The sequence below is a fragment of the Streptomyces resistomycificus genome (assembly GCF_001514265.1).
Lineage (GTDB): Bacteria > Actinomycetota > Actinomycetes > Streptomycetales > Streptomycetaceae > Streptomyces > Streptomyces resistomycificus.
In genome coordinates this window covers 430,615-450,660 of record NZ_KQ948988.1, presented here as the reverse complement: position 1 = coordinate 450,660, position 20,046 = coordinate 430,615, and the positions used below count along the sequence as shown (strand labels likewise).

Annotated in this window: 18 protein-coding genes; 9 read left to right on the top strand and 9 right to left on the bottom strand. The window is 70.3% G+C overall.

Annotated features, from left to right (window positions below):
- Nucleotides 1–97: 97 nt before the first annotated feature.
- A complete protein-coding gene (locus AQJ84_RS01875) occupies nucleotides 98–1,270 on the bottom strand; it encodes an acyl-CoA dehydrogenase family protein (protein ID WP_053192322.1) in 1,173 nt (390 codons plus the stop codon).
- Nucleotides 1,271–1,421: 151 nt separating this feature from the next.
- Between AQJ84_RS01875 and AQJ84_RS01870 the strand changes: the two genes are divergently transcribed.
- A complete protein-coding gene (locus tag AQJ84_RS01870; protein ID WP_063753175.1) occupies nucleotides 1,422–2,348 on the top strand; it encodes a LysR family transcriptional regulator in 927 nt (308 codons plus the stop codon).
- 300 nt (nucleotides 2,349–2,648) lie between these two features.
- Here AQJ84_RS01870 and AQJ84_RS01865 read toward each other — a convergent pair whose 3' ends face one another.
- The 3 genes from AQJ84_RS01865 to AQJ84_RS01855 all read right to left on the bottom strand — a co-directional run bounded on the left by AQJ84_RS01865 (nucleotide 2,649) and on the right by AQJ84_RS01855 (nucleotide 5,291).
- A complete protein-coding gene (locus AQJ84_RS01865; protein WP_030043651.1) occupies nucleotides 2,649–3,179 on the bottom strand; it encodes a cupin domain-containing protein in 531 nt (176 codons plus the stop codon).
- Nucleotides 3,180–3,243: 64 nt separating this feature from the next.
- Nucleotides 3,244–4,299 carry a phosphotransferase family protein gene (locus tag AQJ84_RS01860; RefSeq protein ID WP_030043650.1) on the bottom strand — a complete coding sequence of 352 codons (1,056 nt, stop codon included), beginning with the start codon at nucleotides 4,297–4,299 and terminating at the stop codon, nucleotides 3,244–3,246.
- Nucleotides 4,296–5,291: a C-terminal binding protein gene (locus tag AQJ84_RS01855; protein ID WP_030043649.1), complete on the bottom strand. Its 996-nt coding sequence runs from the start codon at nucleotides 5,289–5,291 to the stop codon at nucleotides 4,296–4,298. Before AQJ84_RS01855 ends, AQJ84_RS01860 begins: the two co-directional genes overlap by 4 nt.
- Before the next feature lie 738 nt (nucleotides 5,292–6,029).
- On the opposite strand from AQJ84_RS01855, the gene AQJ84_RS01850 reads away from it, so the two are divergent.
- Nucleotides 6,030–7,298: an MFS transporter gene (locus AQJ84_RS01850; RefSeq protein WP_030043648.1), complete on the top strand. Its 1,269-nt coding sequence runs from the start codon at nucleotides 6,030–6,032 to the stop codon at nucleotides 7,296–7,298.
- 135 nt (nucleotides 7,299–7,433) lie between these two features.
- Here the strand turns inward: AQJ84_RS01850 and AQJ84_RS01845 are convergent, their stop codons facing one another.
- Complete coding sequence (locus AQJ84_RS01845) at nucleotides 7,434–8,213, bottom strand: fumarylacetoacetate hydrolase family protein (protein WP_030043647.1); 780 nt, start codon at nucleotides 8,211–8,213, stop codon at nucleotides 7,434–7,436.
- A gap of 181 nt (nucleotides 8,214–8,394) precedes the next feature.
- Here AQJ84_RS01845 and AQJ84_RS01840 point away from each other — a divergent pair, with 181 nt between their 5' ends.
- A complete protein-coding gene (locus tag AQJ84_RS01840) occupies nucleotides 8,395–9,426 on the top strand; it encodes a LacI family DNA-binding transcriptional regulator (RefSeq protein ID WP_030043646.1) in 1,032 nt (343 codons plus the stop codon).
- A gap of 210 nt (nucleotides 9,427–9,636) precedes the next feature.
- On the opposite strand, the gene AQJ84_RS01835 is transcribed toward AQJ84_RS01840, so the two are convergent.
- Nucleotides 9,637–10,230, bottom strand: a complete 594-nt coding sequence (locus AQJ84_RS01835; RefSeq protein ID WP_078632303.1) for an NADPH-dependent FMN reductase — start codon at nucleotides 10,228–10,230, stop codon at nucleotides 9,637–9,639.
- Nucleotides 10,231–10,736: 506 nt separating this feature from the next.
- On the opposite strand from AQJ84_RS01835, the gene eno reads away from it, so the two are divergent.
- The 6 genes from eno to AQJ84_RS01805 all read left to right on the top strand — a co-directional run bounded on the left by eno (nucleotide 10,737) and on the right by AQJ84_RS01805 (nucleotide 16,956).
- Nucleotides 10,737–12,047 (top strand): phosphopyruvate hydratase, encoded by a 1,311-nt coding sequence (gene eno / locus AQJ84_RS01830; protein WP_053192320.1) that lies wholly within the window; start codon nucleotides 10,737–10,739, stop codon nucleotides 12,045–12,047.
- 60 nt (nucleotides 12,048–12,107) lie between these two features.
- Entirely contained in the window at nucleotides 12,108–13,112 is a 1,005-nt protein-coding gene (locus tag AQJ84_RS01825) for a VOC family protein (protein ID WP_030043643.1), read from the top strand.
- Between the two features lie 24 nt (nucleotides 13,113–13,136).
- A complete protein-coding gene (locus AQJ84_RS01820) occupies nucleotides 13,137–13,694 on the top strand; it encodes a carboxymuconolactone decarboxylase family protein (protein WP_030043642.1) in 558 nt (185 codons plus the stop codon).
- Between the two features lie 53 nt (nucleotides 13,695–13,747).
- Entirely contained in the window at nucleotides 13,748–14,854 is a 1,107-nt protein-coding gene (locus tag AQJ84_RS01815) for an alcohol dehydrogenase catalytic domain-containing protein (RefSeq protein ID WP_030043641.1), read from the top strand.
- A 130-nt stretch (nucleotides 14,855–14,984) separates the two neighbouring features.
- Nucleotides 14,985–15,893, top strand: coding sequence for a LysR substrate-binding domain-containing protein (locus tag AQJ84_RS01810; protein ID WP_030043640.1), 909 nt, complete (start codon nucleotides 14,985–14,987; stop codon nucleotides 15,891–15,893).
- A gap of 199 nt (nucleotides 15,894–16,092) precedes the next feature.
- A complete protein-coding gene (locus AQJ84_RS01805) occupies nucleotides 16,093–16,956 on the top strand; it encodes a 3-hydroxybutyryl-CoA dehydrogenase (RefSeq protein ID WP_030043639.1) in 864 nt (287 codons plus the stop codon).
- A gap of 74 nt (nucleotides 16,957–17,030) precedes the next feature.
- On the opposite strand, the gene AQJ84_RS01800 is transcribed toward AQJ84_RS01805, so the two are convergent.
- From AQJ84_RS01800 to AQJ84_RS01790, 3 genes are read right to left on the bottom strand one after another with little or no spacing between them, the layout of a single operon-like run.
- Nucleotides 17,031–17,996 carry an electron transfer flavoprotein subunit alpha/FixB family protein gene (locus tag AQJ84_RS01800; RefSeq protein WP_053192318.1) on the bottom strand — a complete coding sequence of 322 codons (966 nt, stop codon included), beginning with the start codon at nucleotides 17,994–17,996 and terminating at the stop codon, nucleotides 17,031–17,033.
- 31 nt (nucleotides 17,997–18,027) lie between these two features.
- Nucleotides 18,028–18,810: an electron transfer flavoprotein subunit beta/FixA family protein gene (locus tag AQJ84_RS01795; RefSeq protein ID WP_030043636.1), complete on the bottom strand. Its 783-nt coding sequence runs from the start codon at nucleotides 18,808–18,810 to the stop codon at nucleotides 18,028–18,030.
- Between the two features lie 24 nt (nucleotides 18,811–18,834).
- Nucleotides 18,835–20,013, bottom strand: a complete 1,179-nt coding sequence (locus tag AQJ84_RS01790; protein ID WP_030043635.1) for an acyl-CoA dehydrogenase family protein — start codon at nucleotides 20,011–20,013, stop codon at nucleotides 18,835–18,837.
- Between the last annotated feature and the right edge of the window lie 33 nt (nucleotides 20,014–20,046).

The following is a 20,046-nucleotide window of genomic DNA, read 5'->3' as shown; positions in this document are numbered from 1 at the left end:
CGTGTACATGGGTTTCTCCCGGAAGGGTGAGGAGGGTTCTCGGTGCGGGCCCGGATCGGGGCGGGCGGCGTTTCGAGCGAACAGGCGGCGGCAGGCGTCAGTTCTGGCCCGACAGGGCCGCGCCCAGCTTCCGCATCGCCCCGTTGTTGCCGACCACGTGCTGGGAGACACAGCGGACGTCCCGCCAGCGGCGCTGCAGTGAGCTGCTGCTGTAGAGGCCCGCGCTGCCGGAGAGGGTCATGATCTCGTTGAGGATCCGGATGCCGTCGTGGTGGATGTGCTGGGTACTGCCGGTGTAGGTGAACCACTCGGCCGGGGTGGGCTCCTCTCCGGCGAGGGCACGGTCCATGACGACGCGTCCGGTGTGTTCCGACAGGGCCGCCAGGGCCGCCGTACGCACGTGCAGTTCGGCGAACCTCTCCTGGAACACCGGGTCCTCGCCGAGCAGTGCCCTGGGGTTGAACGCGGGCCGCTTGGTGGCGGCGAGGGCGGCGAGATCGGCGAGCGCACCGTCCAGGGCACCGAGGACGACGGCGTCGTGCGAGGCCCCCGTCGGGGAGTACGGCAGGTCGTAGAGGGGGGCGGGGATGTTGTTGTCGCCGAACATCGGCCCCGTGTGGTGTTCCGGCACGAAGACGTCGTCCATCGTGAAGTCGGTGCTCTGCGTGGCACGCAGACCGACCGCGTCCCACGTGTCGAGGAACGTCACCTGCTCGGGCCTGAACAGTGCCACCCGCATGTCCTGGCGGCCGTCCGGCAGCGGAGGCGCCCCCTCGACCAGGAAGCCTCCGAGCATCCAGTCCGGGGTGAAGGGTCCGCTCGCCAGCGGCCAGCGGCCACTGAGCCGATAGCCGCCGCGCACCGGCGTCGCCAGGCCCTTGGGAGCCACCGCTCCGCGGAGCATCAGGTCGGCACCGCCCGCGAACACCTCGTTCTCCAGCGTCTCCCGGGGCAGCGACCGCAGGAAGTACCAGGCCATCGAGGCGGCCTGGACGGTCCAGCCCGTCGAGCCGTCGGCCCGGGCGATCTCCCGCACCACCCGGGCACCCTCCACCAGCCCGAGCTGCTCTCCGCCCCACGCCGCGGGCAGGGCCATCCGGAATACGCCCGCCTCGCGCAGAGCGGCGACAATCTGCGCCGGAACGGCCCGGGCATTCTCACCTTCGGCAGAACGTTCCGCGATCTCCGGAAGAAGTGCGCGAACACGGCTCAGCACAGTTTCGCCGGTTCCTCGTTCCTGGGATTGCGCGTGGTCGAGAAGCGTGGTCATGACGGCTCCTAGCTGGTGGTTCGAGGGCTGGCCGCCGACCGAGCCTTTTTCGGAAGGCGACTTCGGACTAGAATGACATCCGCGTTACAGCCAGGAAAAACAAAACTTTCTTATAAGGCTTATCAGGAACTCCCACAGCGGCAGGAGAGAAATGGCGGCCAGTTTTTCCCTACGCCAGTTGGAGTACTTCGTCGCGGTCGCGGACACCGGCTCCATGAGCGCGGCGGCGGTGCGGTGCCATGCCTCCCAGGCGGGCATCTCCACGGCGATCGCCGATCTGGAGCGCCGCCTCGGGGCGCAGTTGCTGGTACGGCGCCGGGCGAAGGGAGTCTTCCTCACGGAGGCCGGCAACCGGATCCTGGGGCGCGCCCAGGAGTTGCTGGCGCAGGCCGACGAACTCACGGCGAGCGCCCAGGCGGAGGAGGGCCGGCTGGCCGGGCGCCTGACGATCGGCTGTTACGCGGCTCTGACCCCGTTCCTCGTCCCCCGCCTGGTGGACGGGTTCACGCAGGTCCATCCGGCGGTCAACCTCGAACTGATCGAGGGTCAGCTGGACGAGATGCGCCAGGCCCTGCTCCAAGGAGCGTGCGATCTGGCCCTGTTGTACGCGTTCGGCGCCCCGGCGGGTCTGTCCTGTACGACCCTGCGCTCCAGCCGTCCCTACGTCATCGTGTCCGCCGGTCATCCGATGGCGGGGCGTGAGTCCGTCTCGCTCGCCGAACTGGCCGACGAGCCCCTGATCGTCTACGCCGAACCGCCGGCCCAGCAGAACGCGGACCACTGGTTCTCCCTCGCGGGGGCGCAGCCGAACATCCGGTACCGGACGTCGAGCATCGAGGCGGTCCGCAGCATGGTCGCCCGCGGTCTCGGCTTCGCGACCCTCATCCAGACGTGGCCGACCGACACCAGCGTCGAGGGGCTCCCCTTGGCCTCCGTGCGCCTCAGCGACCCGCTGGACGACGTCGAACTCGTGATCGCCCACGCGGCACACGTCACCCCCACCCACCGGGCGCGCGCCTTCCTCCAGTACGCCCAGGAGACGCTCGCCCGCCCGGACGCGCCAGGGACAACCGGCTGACGGCGGTCGGGGGTTCCTCGCCGATCACCCCGGGTGCCGCCCGCTGCGGGATGGGGCGGTCGACGGAACGCGAGCAGAGAAACCTCGGGCCGCCGCACCCCGCGCAGGAGTGGGCGGCCGAAGCACCGCACGGCGGCACCATGCCCCGGAGGCACCATGCCCGGGAGGCATCACGCCCCGGAGGCAGCGCGACAGGGCAGTGGAGCAACAGAGCAGTGGAGCGACAGAACGGTGGCACGACTGAGCGTTGGAGCGTGAGGCCGGCGGAGCACGGGGACCGTGAAGCTAACCCCTGCCGCGTCAGCCGTCGCGGTCCGCGCCGATGAGGACGAAGGCCATCGTGACCGGCTGGTCGCCGCGGTTGCGCCAGCCGTGCCGGGTGCCGTTCTGGATCACGATGTCCCCTGCCGAGAGGCGGGTGCACCGGCCGTCGTCGAGTTCGAGGTCGATCTCGCCCTGCAGCACGATGCCGTAGTCCACGGTCGGGGTCGCGTGCATGCCGTCGGGCTCGATGAGGTCCGCGAGGCCGGGTGAGTCCGCGCGCTGTTCGCGGTCGAAGGCGACGGGGTCGAACGCCGGGTCGGCCATCGCGGTGTCCGGCGGGAAGGTCAGGACGATGAACCGGGTGCCGCCGGGCGCCGGGAGGAGGCTGGTGACCTGCGGGGTGGGGTCCTGTCCGGTCCGGCTGACCCGCTCGCCGGGTTCGGTGGCCCAAGGCAGGCGGGAGACCCAGCCGGGCAGGCTGGTGAACTCCCGGCTGCGCGGGACGGGGCCGTCGCTGACGACGACCGACCTGCCGTTCTCGTCATGGCCGGTGACGACTCTGCGCATACGTCTCTCCTGGATGATGTCCGTGGGATCCGCCGGGTCCGGCCGGACCCGGCGGTCCGGTGGGTCAGTCGGGGCGGCCGCTGCCCGCTTCGGTCGAGGGCCCGAGCGCGGTCGCCCAGGCGTCCAGGACGTCCGTCACGGTGGGAGCGGGTGCGCGGAGCAGGGCCGACGCCACCGTGCGTACGAACAGTCGGTGCCGGTCGTCGGTGAGGTACTCCACCGGGGACTTTCCGTCCACGCGCGCGAGCAGCAGCGCCGGCAACAGTGACGCGGCCCGCGACTCGACGGCCGACCGGGGCTCCCAGTCGACGCACCGGACGTACTCCTCGGTCAGCACCCGGGCGGACCGCAGGAGATCGGCGCGGTGGCCGGGCACCACCAGGCTCTTGAGGAGCAGATGGTTGACGCAGAAGGCGAGGTCGAAGGCCGGGTCTCCGTACCAGGCGCACTCGGCGTCCAGCAGCACCGGCCCGGACGGGCCGACGAGGATGTTCTTGGGGCTGACGTCACCGTGCACCAGGGCCAGACGCGTCGTGGCCGTACGGTCGGCGACGCCCTGGAGGACGTCGCGCAGTCCGGGGTGTGCGGCAGCGGTGGCCAGCAGGTACGGCTCGATGCGCAGCGCGTGGAAGTTGTCGTCGGTCGCGAACTCCGCGGCGAGGGCGGCATCGCCGGCGCTCGCCGCGTGCAGGGTGCCGAGCAGCTCCCCCACGGCGGCCGCGGTCGCCACCCGCACCTCGCCGCGCAGCAGCTCCGCCTTCCACACGGGGTGGTTCTCAGGGGGCAGGAACGCCATCGCGAAGAGGCCGACGTCGGGGTCGTGGGCAAGCAGTTCGGGCACGCTGTCAGGCCGGTGCCCGGACGCGAACCGCATCCACGCCCATTCGTAGGCGTTGCGCGACACCGGTGCCTGCCAGTCGGCGGCGACCTTCAGCTTGGCCAGGGCGCGTTTGACGCACAGGGAGCGTCCCGGCAGGTCCACGCGCCACAGGTCGGACGAGACACCGCCGGTCAGCGGCGTCCAACGGGCGGCCTCACCGGGTCGGGCGAGCATGTGGGCGGTCAGGAAGTCGCTCAGCGCGGGTTCCGGGCCCGTCTGCGCGAAGGGCGGCCGGCTCATCGCCGGTCCCCGGCGGGCTGACCAGGGGTGTTGCAGGCGTGGGCCGGCGCCTCACCCGCCAGGATCCGTACGACCTCCTCGGCGGCGCGGCGGCGCAGCTCCGTGACCGAGGCGTCGGAGGAGAAGGCGATGTGCGGGGTGAGCAGAGCGCCCGGCTGGTCCAGCAGCCCGGCGGGGACGTGCGGCTCGGTCTCCAGGACGTCGAAGGCGGCCCCGTCGAGGTGCCCGCCGTCCAGCGCCTTGACGACCGCGTCGGTGTCCACCAGGCCACCCCGGCTGACATTGACCAGCAGGCCGCCGGGCGGCATCAGCGCGAGCTGCTCGGCGCCGATGACGTGGTGTGTGCCGGGCGTGAGGGGTACATGGAGAATCACCACGTCGCTGCGGCGCAGCAGCTCCTCCAGGCCCACCATCTCCACGCCGGGGGCATCCTTGGGCGGGTACGGGTCGTGGGCCAGGATCCGGCAGCCGAACGCGCCGAGCTTGCGCACGGTGGCGCGCCCGATGCGCCCGTATCCGACGACGCCGCAGGTCAGTGTCGACAGTCGGCGCAGCCGTGCGCCGGCGGGGTCCCAGCGGCCCGCGCGGACCTCCCGGTCGGAGACGGCCAGGCCGCGCGTCCAGGCCAGCACCATGCCGACGGCGTGGTCGGAGACCTCCTCCACGCAGTAGTCCGGCACGTTGGTGACCCACACCCCGCGGTCGGTGGCCGCGTCCACGGCGATGTTGTCGAGGCCGACCCCGAGCCTGGCCACGATCCGCAGATCCGGCGACGTGCCGATCGCGGTGGCGGAGACGGGAGCCCAGCAGGTCAGGATCCCGGCGGGCCGGTGCTCGGCCACCAGCTCCTCGATCGCCTCGGCGGAGGCGGGGTCGGCGGGACCGGTCACCAGGGTGTGGCCGGCCCCCTCGATGACCGACCGTTCGACGGAGTCGTCGGGCCAGGCGTAGTCGGTGAGCAGCACGGTGCCGGGGCGGCTCGGTGGTTTCATGGCAGGTCGTCCTCGCAGAGTCGTGCGGCCGCCGCGGACCGCCGGTGACGTCCGGTCGCATCCGATGAGCGGGTCTGAATCGCCACCCGGAGAGGCGGCCGTCGGCCTGTCCGTAGGGCCGTCGGCCGCCGTGGGCGGGGTGGAGGGGGTCGCTGGGCTCGGGTGGGGTGTCGTCGGCGCTCGCCGACTTGTGGTCGGTGCGGGCGCCGCGGTACGTCCCTGGAACGGGTCTCGGGATACCGGGGCACGTCGAATTCACTTTGTCACAGCCACGTGGTGCTAACGATAGCATTCCGGGTCTTCGCCCCGTCAAGAGTGCGAGCCCGACCCGATCACCCAGCCCGCGGCGGCAAGGTCCGACCGGGGCAGGGGAACCCGGCCGTCACGGGAAATGCGGTCACACCGAAGAAATCCGGCGTTCACATCTTGACGCGCCCGACCGTTCCCCTTCATGGTTCTGCCAGCGCCGACCGTGTGACCGATAGATGTCCGCACGGGGTCCGGCTGTCGAAGACGCCATAGCCACGGACGTCCCCGACGAGCGATAAACGGCTGACTTCCGCATGCGGCAACCGACCGCGCGGCAGCCCTTCACCCCTATTTCGCCAGTCGACGAGCACTGCCGTCGTCGACTCGGGTCCGTGTTCAGCTCACCGCTTTATCGTCATCTCCGTACGCCCCCGTGCGGCGATGGATCCGCCGCGGCCTGCCGTGGCCCATTCCTCCTCAGGAGCCGCTATGACTCACGCAGCGCAAGTCGACACCGGTGCGGTGCCCGCAAGCGACACGCAGGAAAGCAGCAGTGCCCCCATCTCCCGCCTCATGATCGGTGTGGGCTTCCTGCTGGTGGTCCTCTCCTACATGGTCAACGCGATGGACCGCCAGGTCTTTCCCCCGCTGCTCCCCAACATCCGCGCGGAGTACGGCTTCTCCCTGGAGCAGGGCGGGTTGCTGGCGACGAACTTCACCCTCGGCATGGCGCTGGCCGGCCTGCCCGCCGGCTATCTCCTGGACCGCTTCCGCCGCAAGACCGTGCTGCTGGTCAGCATCGTGATCTACTCCCTCGGCACGATGGCCACGCCGCTGGCCACCGGTTTCGCCGACATGACCCTGTACCGGGTCGTCTCGGGCTTCGGAGAGGGCATGCAGTCCGCCGCCATCTTCGCGGCGATCGGCGCCTTCTTCGCCCACCGGCGGGGCCTCGCCTTCGGCGTCATCGGCATGGGCTACTCCATCGGCGTTTTCATCGCCCCGCTCATCGGCGTCCGGCTCATGAGCATGCACGGCACCTGGCACTCGCCGTTCTACCTGTTCGGCGCGGCCGGGCTGCTGATCGCCGCCGTCTCCCTGTTCCTCGTGAAAGCCGGTCTGACCGAGCACTCCGCCGAGAAGGTCGTCTCGACCAGGACCTACGAGTACATGCCCGCCTCCGCCTACAACCGCAACTCCATCGCGCTGGCCGTCCACTCGGTCGTCAGCGGCGTGGCCATCTACGGCTTCCTCGGCCTCTACCCGACGTACCTCATCACCTCGCTGAACTACACCGCCGAGCAGGCCGCACTGGCCATGAGCTTCCTCGGCTTCGGCGGCATGCTGGGCGTTCTCGGCGGCTGGCTCGGCGACCGCGTGAACCAGCGCAACCTGCTGATCCTGAGCATGGTCGCCGTCTCCGCCATCAGCCTGTGCATCTACGAGACGCACCCCGGTATCGGCCTGCAGTACACGCTGGCCTTCCTCATGGGCGCGTTCGGCCTGGGCTTCATCTACCCCAACACCAACAGCGCGATGCAGCGGTCCGTCCGCCCCGGGCAGATCGGACGCGCCTCCGGCCTCTTCGTCACCAGCTACTACGGGACGGCGGCGTTCTCGGGCCTGCTGTTCGCCGCCTTGGTGGACGCCTTCGGCTGGAGCCGGGCAGGACTGCTGCAGGTCACGCTCCTGCCGCTGGTGGGCGCCCTGGCGCTGGCCTTCGTCCGTCCCTCGCGGTTCAACAACGCGGTCCGCTAGCGGGCCCGCCCACGACCCAGGGCCCGAACGCCACCGGGGCCTGTCCACCGCCGAGCGGTGGACAGGCCCCGTTGCCGGTCGCCCGGCGGGCGTCCGACGTCAGTGGCTCTCCGCCATGACCTCGGACGTCCGGAGTCACGAGCTCTCGGCCACGACCGGATTGCGCAGCACACCGATGCCCTCGATCTCCACCTCGACCTCGTCCCCGGGACGGATCGGCCCGACGCCGGCGGGTGTGCCGGTCATGATCGCGTCGCCGGGCAGCAGCGTCAGATAGCGGCTGAGGTAGCTGACGAGTTCGGGAACGGTGAGCAGCAGGTCGGCGGTGCTCGCGGACTGCGCGACGGCTCCGTTCACACGGGTCGTCAACGACAGCGCCGAGGGGTCGAGGGCGGTCGCGATGACCGGCCCGAGGGGAGCGAACGTGTCCTGCCCCTTGCCGATCAGAAGCGTGCCGTACGCGCTTTCCCTGCGCTGGACGATGCGGTCGCTGACGTCATTGCCGCACGTGTAGCCGAGGATGTGGTCATGGGCCTCGGAAGGCTTCACATGACGGGCCTCCTTTCCGATGACGACAACCAACTCGCCTTCGAAATGGATGAGTTCACCATCCGCCGGATAGACAATGGCCTCGCTTGGGCCAATCACCGCGGTGCTCGGCTTCATGAAGCACACGGGCACGTCCGGAAGCTCGCGATCGGTCTCGTCGACGTGCGCGGCGTAGTTGTAGGCGAACCCGAAGATCCGGGGTCGTTCGAGCGGCGCGAGAATGACCGCGTCGCCGAATTCGTCGACGTGCCCCGTAGGGGACAGTCCCGTGAAGGGGTCACCCTCGAATCTCGCGATTCTGGCGTCACCCTTTTCCAGCTCTCCGTAGTGACGCACGCCGTCGACGGCATACCTGACGATCCGCACGGAAACCTCCGCAACTAGGCAGCCGCGGGCGGCTGCACGGCCGATCCAGTAGTGCTAACGTTAGCACGAAGACGATGATCGATCCGATACCCTCACTTCTTCCGACCACGGAGCGCGACGATAATGCTATCGTTGGCAACGGAAAGTGACGGCGGATCAGTCAGCTCGAGGGGGCCCTTACGTGATCACGACCCGGGACATCGCCGAACGCCTCGGAATCTCCGTCTCGACGGTCGGCCGGGCCCTCTCCGACGACCCCCGCATCAGCGAGGAGACCAAGTTCCGGGTCCGCCAGGCCGCTTCCGAGATGGGCTACGTCGGCAACCGCGCGGCCCGGATGATGCGCGGAGCGTCCAGCAACGTGGTCGCGCTGGTGATCCCGGACATCCGCAACAGCTTCTACTCGACCATCGCGCACGAGCTGTCGAAGAACATGGAGGCCGAGGGCTTCCAGCTGATGCTCTCGGAGACCGACGACGACCGGATGGTGGAGCTGCGCCACCTGCGCGAGCTGTCCGCCAACCGGGTGGCAGGCGTCATCATCGTGCCCACCGCCCGCCCGCACGGCGACTCCGTCAAGCTCCTGCGCGGCCTGCCGCACCTTCAGTTGCTGCGCCGCCACCCCTCGCTCGGTTCCCAGTGGTTCGGTGTGGACGACCACGAGGCGCTGCGCCGGGGCACGGCCCACCTGGTGGCCCAGGGCCACACCCGCATCGCGTACGTGGGCGGTCCCACGGAGCTGCCCACGGGCGCGGAACGTCTGCGCGGCTTCCGCAGCGCCCTGAGCGAGGGCGGACTGCCGGACGACGCCGGGCGTACGGAGCTGGCGCCGCCGTCATCCGTGGACCACGGGCGCCAGGCGGTCCGCCGGCTGCTGAAGGGACCGGACGCGCCCACCGCGCTCGTCCTGGGATCGATCCAGCTCACCCTCGGGGTTCTGGAAGAGCTGTCCGAGCAGGGCGTGAAGGTGCCCGGGGAGCTGTCCGTGGTCGGGTTCGGGGACGAGCCGGGCTTCTCGTGGTGGGGTCCCGGGCTCACCACGATCGGTCTGCCGATCCAGGAGATGGCCACCGGATGCGCGCTCTGGCTGATGCGCAGGCTCAAGGCCAAGGGGGACAACGACGGCCCCTACACGTCGGTCTCCCCCGGATCGCTGGTGGTGCGCGGCAGCACGGCGCCCCCTGACGGAAAGACCCCGGCCACGTCCGACTGAGCCGAGGGCCGGCCTCGGCCGCCCCGCTCGCGCACCCGCTCACCACACCTGCCCACCGCACCGCACAGCCGACGGCGCCCGGAGTCCCCACTCCGGGCGCCGTCGGCTGTGCGGTGCGTGTCAGTAAGGGCGCGTCAGTCAGACGTGTCGGAAAGGCGCGTCAGTCAGCCGTGCGGTAAGGCGTGTCCGTAAGACGTGTCGGCAGTCGCGTCAGCAGCCTCCGCCGCGCAGCCGCCGCATGACGGTGGCGGTGCGGGCGAGTTCGTCGAGCACCTGCTCGGCGGCGGCCTCGTGTATCTTGCCGGGCCTGAAGTCGCCGTCCTCGACGAGCCGGCTGACGAACGGGATGCTCACGGTCGGACCGATCGGCAGCATCCTGAGGTTCGCCACCACCTGCTTGCCCATCTGCACCGCCCGGGTGCCCGCCGAGACGCCCCCGTAGCTGACGAACGCGGCCGGCTTGTGCTGCCACTCCACGACGAGGTAGTCCCAGGCGTTCTTCAACGGGGCGGGGAAGCCGCCGTTGTACTCCGGGGTGACGAAGACGAACGCGTCCGACTCCTCGACGATCCGGCTCCACTCGCGGGTGTGGCTCTTGGTGTACGTCCGCTGGGCGGGGGGATGCGGCTCGTCGAAGAAGGGGAGCGCGAGTTCGTACAGGTCGACGGTGTGCGACTCGAAGCGGTCGTCGTCCGCGGCCCGCAGCGCGAACCAGTCCGCGACGGATCTGCCCACACGTCCGGGGCGGGTGCTGGCCACAACGGTGGTGAGGGTCATGGGCGCCGCAGAGGGCTGGGCTGTCATGTCGGGCTCGCTTTCCTGTCGACCGGGGCCCGGCCCGGCGGACCCGCGCAGCCTGTGCTGTCCGTCCGTCCAGGCGAGCGCGGGTCCGCCGGAGTTCTTGCTGTCGCCCCGCGGGTTGTGCGAACGATAGCATTCGGGTTCCGACGGACCAAGAGCCCACAGATGGACCCCGAGACCAAGGGATCGATGTGCGGGCACCCTCTTGACAGACCCATCGCTTCTTTGCACGATTGCGCTATCGTTAGCACGACGAAGCCGCAGAGACAGGCAGTGGACGAGCACCCCTCGTCAACCCCCGTCTCCTCGCTCGCGCTCGGCTCCGCCGCGCCACCGCGCCGGTTCAGGTGCCGCCCCGCTGGTGCCGTCAGCCCGATGGTCCGTACGGACCTCGCCCCTACGCCTCCGACATCGGGGACGCATCGACATCCCTCCGACGTCCCTCCACTGCCAGGCGCGGGCAGCTTTCACCACCCCGATTCGTCCGAACTCCGAAAGGTTGCACCGCAATGACAGACGCGCGGATCGCCCAGCTCTACGGCCGCAGGGTGTGGGACTCACGCGGCCGGCCGACCGTCGAGGTCGAGGTGCACCTCGCTGACGGCGCGACCGGGCGGGCGATCGCACCGGCGGGGGCCTCCACGGGCCAGGGCGAGGCGCTCGACCTGCGTGACGGCGGCAGCCGCTTCGGTGGCCTCGACGTGCGGCGCGCGGTCGGTTCGGTGAACCAGGAGATCGCGCCCGCCCTGCTGAACCATGACGCGGCCGACCAGGAAGCCGTCGACCGCCTTCTGGTGGACCTGGACGGCACCCCCGACCGCAGCCGTCTGGGCGGCAACGCGATCGTGGCCACGTCCATGGCGGTCCTGCACGCCGCCGCCGCGTCGGCGGGCGTACCCCTGTGGCAGCACCTGGCGGGCGGACGACCGGTCCGGATTCCGCTGCCGGAGATCCAGATCTTCGGCGGCGGGGCGCACGCGGACCGCCGCGTCGACGTCCAGGACTTCATGGTGATGTGCCCCGCGGCGCGGAGCTTCTCCGAGGCCCTGGACTGGACGGCGGAGATCTACCGGGCGGCCGGCAGTCTGATGCGGAAGGCGGGCAAGGCCCAGGGGGTCGCGGACGAGGGTGGCTTCTGGCCGGCGTTCGACTCCAACGAGGAGGCTCTGGAGACCCTGACCCGGGCCATCGAGAGCGCGGGCTTCGCCCCCATGACCCAGGTCGGCATCTCGCTGGACGTCGCGGCCTCCCAGTTCGGCAGCGGCGGGCGGTACACGCTGGCCCTGGACGACCGCACGCTGGACACCACCGCGCTCATCGACATGCTGGGCGGCTGGGTCGAGCAGTACCCGATCCTCTCCGTCGAGGACCCGGTGGGCGAGGACGACCACGAGGGCATGCTGGAGTTCACCCGGCGCCACGGCCACCGCTGCCAGGTGATCGGCGACGACTACCTGGTCACGAACGCCAAGCGGGTCGAGGCCGCGGCGACCGGCGGAGCGGCGAACGCCGTCCTGATCAAGCCGAACCAGGCCGGGACGGTCACGGAGGCGTTCCAGGCCCTGAGAGCCGGGAAGGACGCCGGCTTCGGCACGATCGTCTCGGCGCGTTCCGGGGAGACCGAGGACATCACCATCGCCCATCTCAGCGTCGGCTGGGACGCGGGCCAGCTGAAGGTGGGCTCGTTCACCCGCTCCGAGCGCATGGCCAAGTGGAACGAGGTCCTGCGTATCGAGGAGTCCCTCGGTGAATCCGCGGAATTCACGGGATGGTCCGCATTCACGTTCGCCGGGGCCGAGCCCACGACGACAAAGCCGTAAAACCACCCCGAAGTATTAAAGTCATCGAAATCCAGAGCCGTCCCGAGCACGGAGACCAGCATGCTGCCACCCGTCAATCTGCGCCCGAGTTTCAACATCACCCGCTCCAGTCACGTTCGCCTCACGGTCGCGGATCTGGCGGAGAGCCGGAACTTCTACGTGAACGTGCTGGGACTGGTCGTCAGCGACGAGGACGAGCGCACCTGCTACCTGCGCGGCCTGGCCGAGGCCTGCCACCACAGCCTCGTCCTGGAACTGGACGAGGAGAACGCGGGCTCCTGCCGGAGGGTCGGCTACCGGGTCTTCTTCGACGAGGACCTCGACCTCGCGTACACCTGGTTCCGTGAGCGGGGACTGCCCGCCGAGTGGGTCGACGCCCCCTACCAGGGCCGCACCCTGCACGTCAGCGACCCGATCGGCACGCAGATCGAACTCTGCGCGCACATGGAGACCCGGCCGCGGCTGCACATCGACTTCGCGCTCCACAAGGGTGCCCACGCGCAGCGGCTGGACCACTACCAGATCTTCGCGCCGGACACCTATGAGCTGTGCGCGTTCTACAGCGAGCTCGGCTTCCGCAACTCGGAGTACCTGGAGCACGGCGACAAGCTGCTGGGCGCGTTCATGTACCGCAAGGGCACCTGCCTCGACCTCGCGATCGTCGAGAACGCCGGGCCCGCCCTGCACCACTTCGCCTACACCGTCTCCGAGAGCCATGACATCTTCACCGCCTGCGACTGGGCGGGCATCCAGGGCTACGGCGACGGCGTGGAGCGGGGCCCGGGCCGGCACGGTCCGGGCGGGATGCTCTTCGCCTACCTCCGCGACCCCGACGGGCACCGGGTGGAGGTCTTCAACAGCCACTACCAGACGATCGACACCGAGATCGAGCCGGTGCGCTGGGACGCGGGATCGCTGAGCACCAACGCGCGCTGGGGCCTGCCGGCCCTGGAGAAGTGGTACTTCGAGGCGTCGCCCTTCGTCGGCGTGCCGCAGATCCCGCCGGCCGAGCCGCCGAAGCCGATGTCGCTCGAGCGGTTCCTGCTCGACCAGTCCGCGCACTGACCCTCACCACGCCCAGGAGTCACCATGGCACGAGTCCCCTACCTGCACCGCGAGGACGCGGAAGCGTCGCACAAGCCCCTGTACGACCGGCTGGAAGCCGAGCGCAAGGTACCGACGGCGAACATCTTCCTCGCCCTTGCCAACGCGCCGACCCAGCTGGACGGCTTTCTGACCTACGCCAACTCGCTGCGCGCCGCCGACCTCAGCCCCAAGCTGCGTGAACTGGCGATCCTGACCGTCGGGTACGCGACCCGGTCGGCGTACGAGGTCGCGCACCACCAGTCGCACGGGCTGGGCGCAGGGCTCACCGCGGAGCAGCTCGCCGCGGTGGCCGACTTCGAGTCGTCAGACCTGTTCGACGTAACGGAGAAGGCGGTGATGCGCCTCGCCAAGGAGTCGACTCTTCACGTCGACGTCTCCGAGGAGACATGGCGTGCCGCCGCCGACCACCTGACGGACAAGCAGATGGTCGAACTGTCGTTGTCCATCGCCTGGTACAACTCCGGCGTCCGCATCATGGGGCTGCTGGACATCGACCTCGAGGACAACTACCCGAACCCCTTTCCCGGGCCGCGGGAATAAGTGCCGTAAAGGCACGTCTCCCCATTGAGCCGTGAATTTCTAGGAGTATTTCGATGGCGAAAATGCTCGCTGCCCGACTGCACGCCCTCGGCGAGCCGATGTCGGTGGACACGATCGACGTTCCCACGCCGCGCCCGACCGACGTACTGGTGCGGGTGAAGGCGTGCGGGATCGTGCCGAACATGGCCAACGTGATCAACAACTGGCCCACCTGGTTCCCGCACCAGCCGTTGCCGAAGTTCCCCGCCATCTTCGGCCTGGACGCCGCCGGCGTGGTCGAAGCGGTCGGTGAGGCGGTGCTGCACACCAAGCCGGGCGACCGGGTGTACGTCAACCCCCTGCGTTCCTGCGGCAGTTGCCAGGTGTGCCGGGGCGGCGAACTGAGCCGGTGCCGCTACTTCACGTTGAACGGCTACTTCAGCACCTCCCGTGACGGCCAGCGGATCTTCGACCTGTACCCGTACGGCGGCTTCTCGCAGTACATGACGGCCCCGCAGCACTCGATCGTCAACCTCCCGGACAACATGACGTTCGAGCAGGCCGGCAAGCTGGGCTACATCGGCACGTCCTACGGGGCCCTCAAGAACGCGGCCGCCGGCCCCGGCCAGGTCGCGCTCATCGACGGGGTCACCGGAACCCTCGGGGTCGCGTCGACCGTGCTCGCGCTGGCCTCCGGCGCCTCCCGCGTCCTCGGGACCGGCCGCAACGAGGAACTCCTCAAGCGGGTCAGGGAACTGGACCCGGAGCGGGTCGAGGTCTTCCGGCTCGGTGACGGCTCCACCGGCGAGTGGGCGAAGTCCCGCACGGGCGGCGAGGGCGCGGACTACGTGATCAGCGCCCTGGGCGCCAAGGCCCCGGTGGAGACGATGCTCGACTCCATGCAGGGTGTCCGTCGGGGCGGCAGGGTGGTGAACGTCGGAGGCGTGGCCGACCGGCTGCCCGTGGACGTGAAGTGGCTCATGGACGAACAGGTCCAGCTGATCGGCTCCAACTGGTTCAGCACCGCTCAGGGGCAGGAGCTGGCCGACATGGTGGCCACGGGAGCCCTGGACCTGTCCTACCTCCAGGCCAAGCCCTTCCCGCTGTCCCGGGTCAACGAAGCGATCTCGGGCCTCGAGGACCGGGACGGCGGGTTCAGCAACTACGTCGTCCTTCCCTGAGCCGCGGTCACACCGTACTCACCCCGCGGTGGTCCTGTTCTGCCCTGACGCCACCGCGGGGTGTACCACTAGGCGGCCGCGGCACGGCCGCCGTTCTCGTCGGCACACGCACAGCAGGACGGAGGAGCCGGTGGAACTGCGCTGGTTGGAATCGTTCGTCACCGTCGCGGAGGAACTGCACTTCGCGCGGGCCTCGGACCGTCTGCATCTCGCTCCGTCGGCGCTCAGCGCCCAGATCAGGGCGCTGGAGTCACATCTGGGCGTCCGTCTGATCGACCGCGGACGACGCACCCGCCCGGCGCTGACCAGCGCCGGGCTGCTGTTCGTCGAGGAGGCGCGGCTGACCCTCGCCCAGGCGGCGCGGGCCGAGGCCGTGGGCCGACGTGCCGGCCGCGGGGAGCTGGGCCACGCCCAGATCGCGTACGTCGCCTCGGCCGCGTTCTCCGGGGTGCTGACCGACGTGCTCACCCGCTGCGCGGCGCCGGGCACCCAACTCGTCGTGCAGGTGCGCGAGTTGGAGACGCCGGCGCAGCTGGAGGCGCTGGCCTGCGGGGACGTCGACGTCGGCTTCCTGCGCTGGCGGCCGGAGTACCCGCCCGAGGTCACGGCCACCTGTCTGCTCACCGAGAAGGTCGTCCTGGCGCTGCCGGCCGACGCGCCGCTGGCGGCGTACGAGACGGTACCGGCGGCGAAGCTGCGCGACGAGCAGTTCGTGGCCCCGCACTTCGACGAGGAGTACGGCTGCCGGGACCAGATTATGGAGGTGGCCGAGCGTGGCGGTTTCAGTCCTCGGTGCGCTCCGCCCGTACGGGACTTCATCGCGGCTCTGACCCTGGTGGGCGGTGGTCTCGCGGTGTCCCTGGTCCCCGACTCGCTGCGGCGCGTGCAGATTCCGGGGGTGGCCTACCGCCCGCTGGCGGACGTGCCGCTGACCACCCGGCTGGTGGGCGCCTACCGTCGGGGCGAGACCTCGCCCGCGGTGCGCGGCGTGATCCGCCGCCTGCGGGAGGCCGCCGGCGCCACGGTCGCCACCGCCTGAGGCCGCGGCGCCCGGGAGGGGCCGGCACGGACGGCACGGCCTCGCGCCCGCCTCCGCTGCCACGCATCTTTGTACGTGGATAACGCACCATCTGAGCAGGTCAGAGTGGGTATGCCCGCCCTAGGCTCAGATCGGCGCCACAGACCGTGGCGGCGTCCGTCGACTGCCGTCGGACGGAGAGGGACAGGCGGAGAGACACATGACATCGATCAAGCACGTGGGCGTCGTAGGCGCCGGACAGATGGGCCGGGGCATAGCCGAGGTCTGTGCCCGGGCCGGGCTGCACGTCACGTTGTGCGACGTGAGCGAGGACAGGGCCCGGGCGGGACTCGTGGGCGTGGCGGACTCCCTGCTCAAGGCGGAACGACGGGGTTCCGTCACCTCGGGGGACCGCGCCCATGCCCTGACCAGGATCTCGGTCGGCGCCGATCTCTCCAGCCTGGCCGGAGCGGACCTGGTCGTCGAGGCGGCCGTCGAGGACGAGCACGCCAAGACCGAGCTGTTCAGGCAGCTGGACAAGGTGGCCGGCCCGGGCGCCGTGCTGGCCACCAACACCTCCTCCATCCCCATCGCCCGGATCGCGGCGGCGACCGGGCGCCCCGAGTCGGTGATCGGCCTGCACTTCTTCAACCCGGTCCCCGTCATGCCGCTGGTCGAGGTGATCCCCTCGCTGCACACCTCGCAGGCCACACGGCAGCGCGTGCGCGCCTTCGCCGACGAGGTCCTGGGCAAGCAGGCGATCGTCACCCAGGACCGCGCCGGCTTCGTGGTGAACTCCCTGCTGATTCCCTACCTGTTGGCGGCCGTGCGGATGGTCGGTTCCGGCGCGGCGACGGCCGAGGACATCGACACGGGGATGACCGCCGGCTGCGCCCACCCGATGGGCCCGCTGCACCTCGCCGACCTGATCGGGCTCGACACCGTGGCGGCGATAGGCGAGGCGCTGTACGAGGAGTACCGCGAACCGCTGTACGCCCCTCCCCCGTTGCTGCGCCGCATGGTCGAGTCGGGTCTGCTGGGCCGTAAGTCGGGACAGGGGTTCTTCGACTACCAGCCGGCCTGAGACGGACGTACCGAGGCCTGCCGCCCATCCTCTGGGCGGCAGGCCTCGGCTTTTTCGACCGGCGGGGTGGCGCGTCAGCCGACCGCGCGGCGGGCGGCCACTTCCCTGGTGAGCTGGGGTGCCACCGCGAACAGGTCGCCCACCACGGCGTAGTCGGCGAGGTCGAGGATCGGCGCCTCAGGGTCCTTGTTGACCGCGACGATCGTCTTGGACGTCTGCATCCCCGCGAGGTGCTGGATGGCCCCGGAGATGCCCAGGGCGACGTACAGCCGCGGAGAGACGGACGCGCCGGTCTGCCCGACCTGGAACTGGTGCGGGTAGTAGCCGGCGTCGACCGCGGCGCGCGAGGCGCCCACCGCGCCTCCCATGGCGTCGGCCAGTTCCTCCACCACCTCGAAACCCTCCGCTCCCGCGACACCGCGGCCTCCGGAGACGACGACGGCGGCCTCGGTGAGGCCGGGCCGGTCCCCCGCGGGTGCGGCACGCCGGTCGGTGACGCGGGCGGAGGCCGCGGGGTCGACCGCCGGCAGGGTGAGTGTCCGCTCCACGGCCGTCCCGGGATGCTCGGCCGGCTCGAAGGACCCGGGCCGCACGGTGATGACCGGTATGCCGTGGGTGACCTGGGAGCGGACGGTGTACGAGCCGCCGAAGACGATCTGGGTGACCACGCCGGAGGCGTCCAGGTCGACCGCGTCGATCAGCAGTCCGGCGTCCAGCCGTGCCGCGAGACGCGCGGCCACCTCACGTCCGTCCGTCGTCGCGGAGACCAGGACGGCGCTCGCGGCGGTTTCCCGCACGGCGAGTTCCAGGGCGTCGACGGCCGGCGTGAGAAGGAACTCGGCCGCTTCGGCGGACTCCGCCGCGAGGACGCCTGTGGCGCCGTGGCGGGCGAGGGACTCCCCAAGGCGCGCCGCTGTGCCGGGGGTTCCGACGACGAGGGCGGCCGGGTCTCCCAGGCGCCGTGCCGCCGCCAGGAGCTCATAAGTGGATTTGTTGACATGGTGCCCGTCATGGTCGACGAGCACGAGGACATCGGGCATGGGTGCCTGGTCTCTTCTCTGGTCGGGTCGTTCAGAGCAGCTTGTGGGCGATCAGGTACGCGGCGACCTGCCGGCCTGCCGAGCCGTCGTCGGTGATGCGGGTTCCGGCCGACCGTGCGGGGCGCGCGACGGCCTCCACCACACGGGTGCGGGTCACGAGGAATCCGGCGTCGTCCGCGTCGGGGAACAGGTCGTCGAGGTCGACCGTGTCCACCGGCTTCTTCTTGGCGGCCATGATGCCCTTGAAGGAGGGGTAGCGCGGTTCGTTGATCTTCTCGGTGACGCTGACCAGCGCGGGCAGCGGTGCGTCGAGCGTCGCCTCGCCGTTCTCGGTCCGGCGCTCGGCGCGCACCCGTCCGGCGCCCACGTCGAGCTTCCGTACGTGGGTCACCTGCGGCAGCGCGAGCAGGTCGGCGACGACGGCGGGGACCGCGCTCGCCTGACCGTCGGTGGTCGCGTCGCCGGCGAGCACCAGGTCGACGTCCGCCACTCTGCGCACGGCGGCCGCCAGGACCTTCGCGGTGGTCAGCACGTCCGCGCCGCGCAACCGGTCGTCGCAGACGTGGATTCCCCGGTCGGCGCCCATCGCCAGCACCTTGCGGACGGCTTCGAGCGCGGACTCGGGTCCCATGGAGACGACGGTGACATGGGCGTCCGCCGTGTCCTTCAGGCTCAGGGCCTCTTCGGCGGCTCGCTCGTTGATCTCGTCCAGGACGAGGTCGGCGTCCTCACGGTCGAGGGTGTGGTCGGCCCGGGACAGGGTGCGTTCGGCACCACTGTCCGGGACCTGCTTGACGAGTACGACGATGTTCACGGATCTGCTCTCGGTCTTCGGTGGTCAGCGGAACGCCGCCTGGCCGGTGATCGCCTGCCCGACGACCAGGGTGTGCATCTCACTGGTGCCTTCGTACGTCAGCACGGACTCCAGGTTGTTGGCGTGGCGCAGCGGCGAGTACTCCAGGGAGATGCCGTTGGCCCCGAGGATCGTGCGGCACTCCCGTGCGATGGCGATCGCCTCGCGGACGTTGTTGAGCTTGCCGACGCTGATCTGCTCGGGCCTGATGCGGTGCTGGTCCTTGAGCCGGCCCAGGTGAACGGCGAGCAGGGCGGCGTTGCCCACCGACACGCTCATGTCGGCGAGCTTCTTCTGGGTGAGCTGGAAGGCGCTGATCGGCTTGTCGAACTGCACGCGGGAGTCGGCGTACTCGATCGCCGCCTGGATGCAGTCGCGGGCCGCGCCGACCGCGCCGAACAGGATGCCGAAGCGGGCCTCGTTGAGGCAGGACAGCGGTCCTCGCAGCCCCTGGGCGAGGGGCAGTCGCGCCGAGTCGGGCAGCCGTACGTTGTCGAAGTACAGCTCGGAGGTGATGGACGCGCGCAGCGACATCTTCTGCTTGATGTCCTGGGTGGTGAAGCCGGGCGTGCCGCGCGGCACGAGGAAGCCGCGGATGCCGTCCTCGGTCTGGGCCCAGACGGTGGCCACGTCGGCGATGCCGCCGTTGGTGATCCACATCTTGGAGCCGTTCAGGATCCAGTCGGCGCCGTCGCGGACGGCCCTGGTGCGCATCCCGGAAGGGTTGCTGCCGAAGTCGGGTTCGGTCAGGCCGAAGCAGCCGATCGCCTCGCCGGCGGCGAGCCGGGGCAGCCACTCCTGCTTCTGCTCCTCCGAGCCCCACTTCCAGATGGAGAACATGGACAGCGAGCCCTGCACGGAGACGAAGCTGCGGAAGCCGGAGTCCGCCGCCTCCAGCTCCAGACAGGCCAGTCCGTAGCTGACGGCGTTCGTGCCGGAGCAGCCGTAGCCTTCGAGGTGCATGCCGAGCACGCCCAACTTGCCGAGTTCCGGGGCGATCTCCCGCGCGAAGTGCGCGTTCTCGAACCACTCGCCGATGTGCGGGCGCACCCGGTCGGAGAGGAACTTGGCGACGGTGGCCTGGATCTCGCGTTCCTCGTCGGTGAGGGTGGAGGGGAGGTCGAGCAGGTCGAGGGGGTCCTTCATCGGCTTGGCGCCGCTCATCGTGAGCTCCTGGGGTGGTGGTGATCGGTGGGG

Bases quoted from the DNA above. Each gene is read 5' to 3' on its own strand.
- AQJ84_RS01875 (WP_053192322.1), bottom strand. From the start codon at position 1,270: ATGACCACGCTTCTCGACCACGCGCAATCCCAGGAACGAGGAACCGGC.
- AQJ84_RS01870 (WP_063753175.1), top strand. From the start codon at position 1,422: ATGGCGGCCAGTTTTTCCCTACGCCAGTTGGAGTACTTCGTCGCGGTC.
- AQJ84_RS01865 (WP_030043651.1), bottom strand. From the start codon at position 3,179: ATGCGCAGAGTCGTCACCGGCCATGACGAGAACGGCAGGTCGGTCGTC.
- AQJ84_RS01860 (WP_030043650.1), bottom strand. From the start codon at position 4,299: ATGAGCCGGCCGCCCTTCGCGCAGACGGGCCCGGAACCCGCGCTGAGC.
- AQJ84_RS01855 (WP_030043649.1), bottom strand. From the start codon at position 5,291: ATGAAACCACCGAGCCGCCCCGGCACCGTGCTGCTCACCGACTACGCC.
- AQJ84_RS01850 (WP_030043648.1), top strand. From the start codon at position 6,030: ATGACTCACGCAGCGCAAGTCGACACCGGTGCGGTGCCCGCAAGCGAC.
- AQJ84_RS01835 (WP_078632303.1), bottom strand. From the start codon at position 10,230: ATGACAGCCCAGCCCTCTGCGGCGCCCATGACCCTCACCACCGTTGTG.
- eno (WP_053192320.1), top strand. From the start codon at position 10,737: ATGACAGACGCGCGGATCGCCCAGCTCTACGGCCGCAGGGTGTGGGAC.
- AQJ84_RS01825 (WP_030043643.1), top strand. From the start codon at position 12,108: ATGCTGCCACCCGTCAATCTGCGCCCGAGTTTCAACATCACCCGCTCC.
- AQJ84_RS01820 (WP_030043642.1), top strand. From the start codon at position 13,137: ATGGCACGAGTCCCCTACCTGCACCGCGAGGACGCGGAAGCGTCGCAC.
- AQJ84_RS01815 (WP_030043641.1), top strand. From the start codon at position 13,748: ATGGCGAAAATGCTCGCTGCCCGACTGCACGCCCTCGGCGAGCCGATG.
- AQJ84_RS01805 (WP_030043639.1), top strand. From the start codon at position 16,093: ATGACATCGATCAAGCACGTGGGCGTCGTAGGCGCCGGACAGATGGGC.
- AQJ84_RS01800 (WP_053192318.1), bottom strand. From the start codon at position 17,996: ATGCCCGATGTCCTCGTGCTCGTCGACCATGACGGGCACCATGTCAAC.
- AQJ84_RS01790 (WP_030043635.1), bottom strand. From the start codon at position 20,013: ATGAGCGGCGCCAAGCCGATGAAGGACCCCCTCGACCTGCTCGACCTC.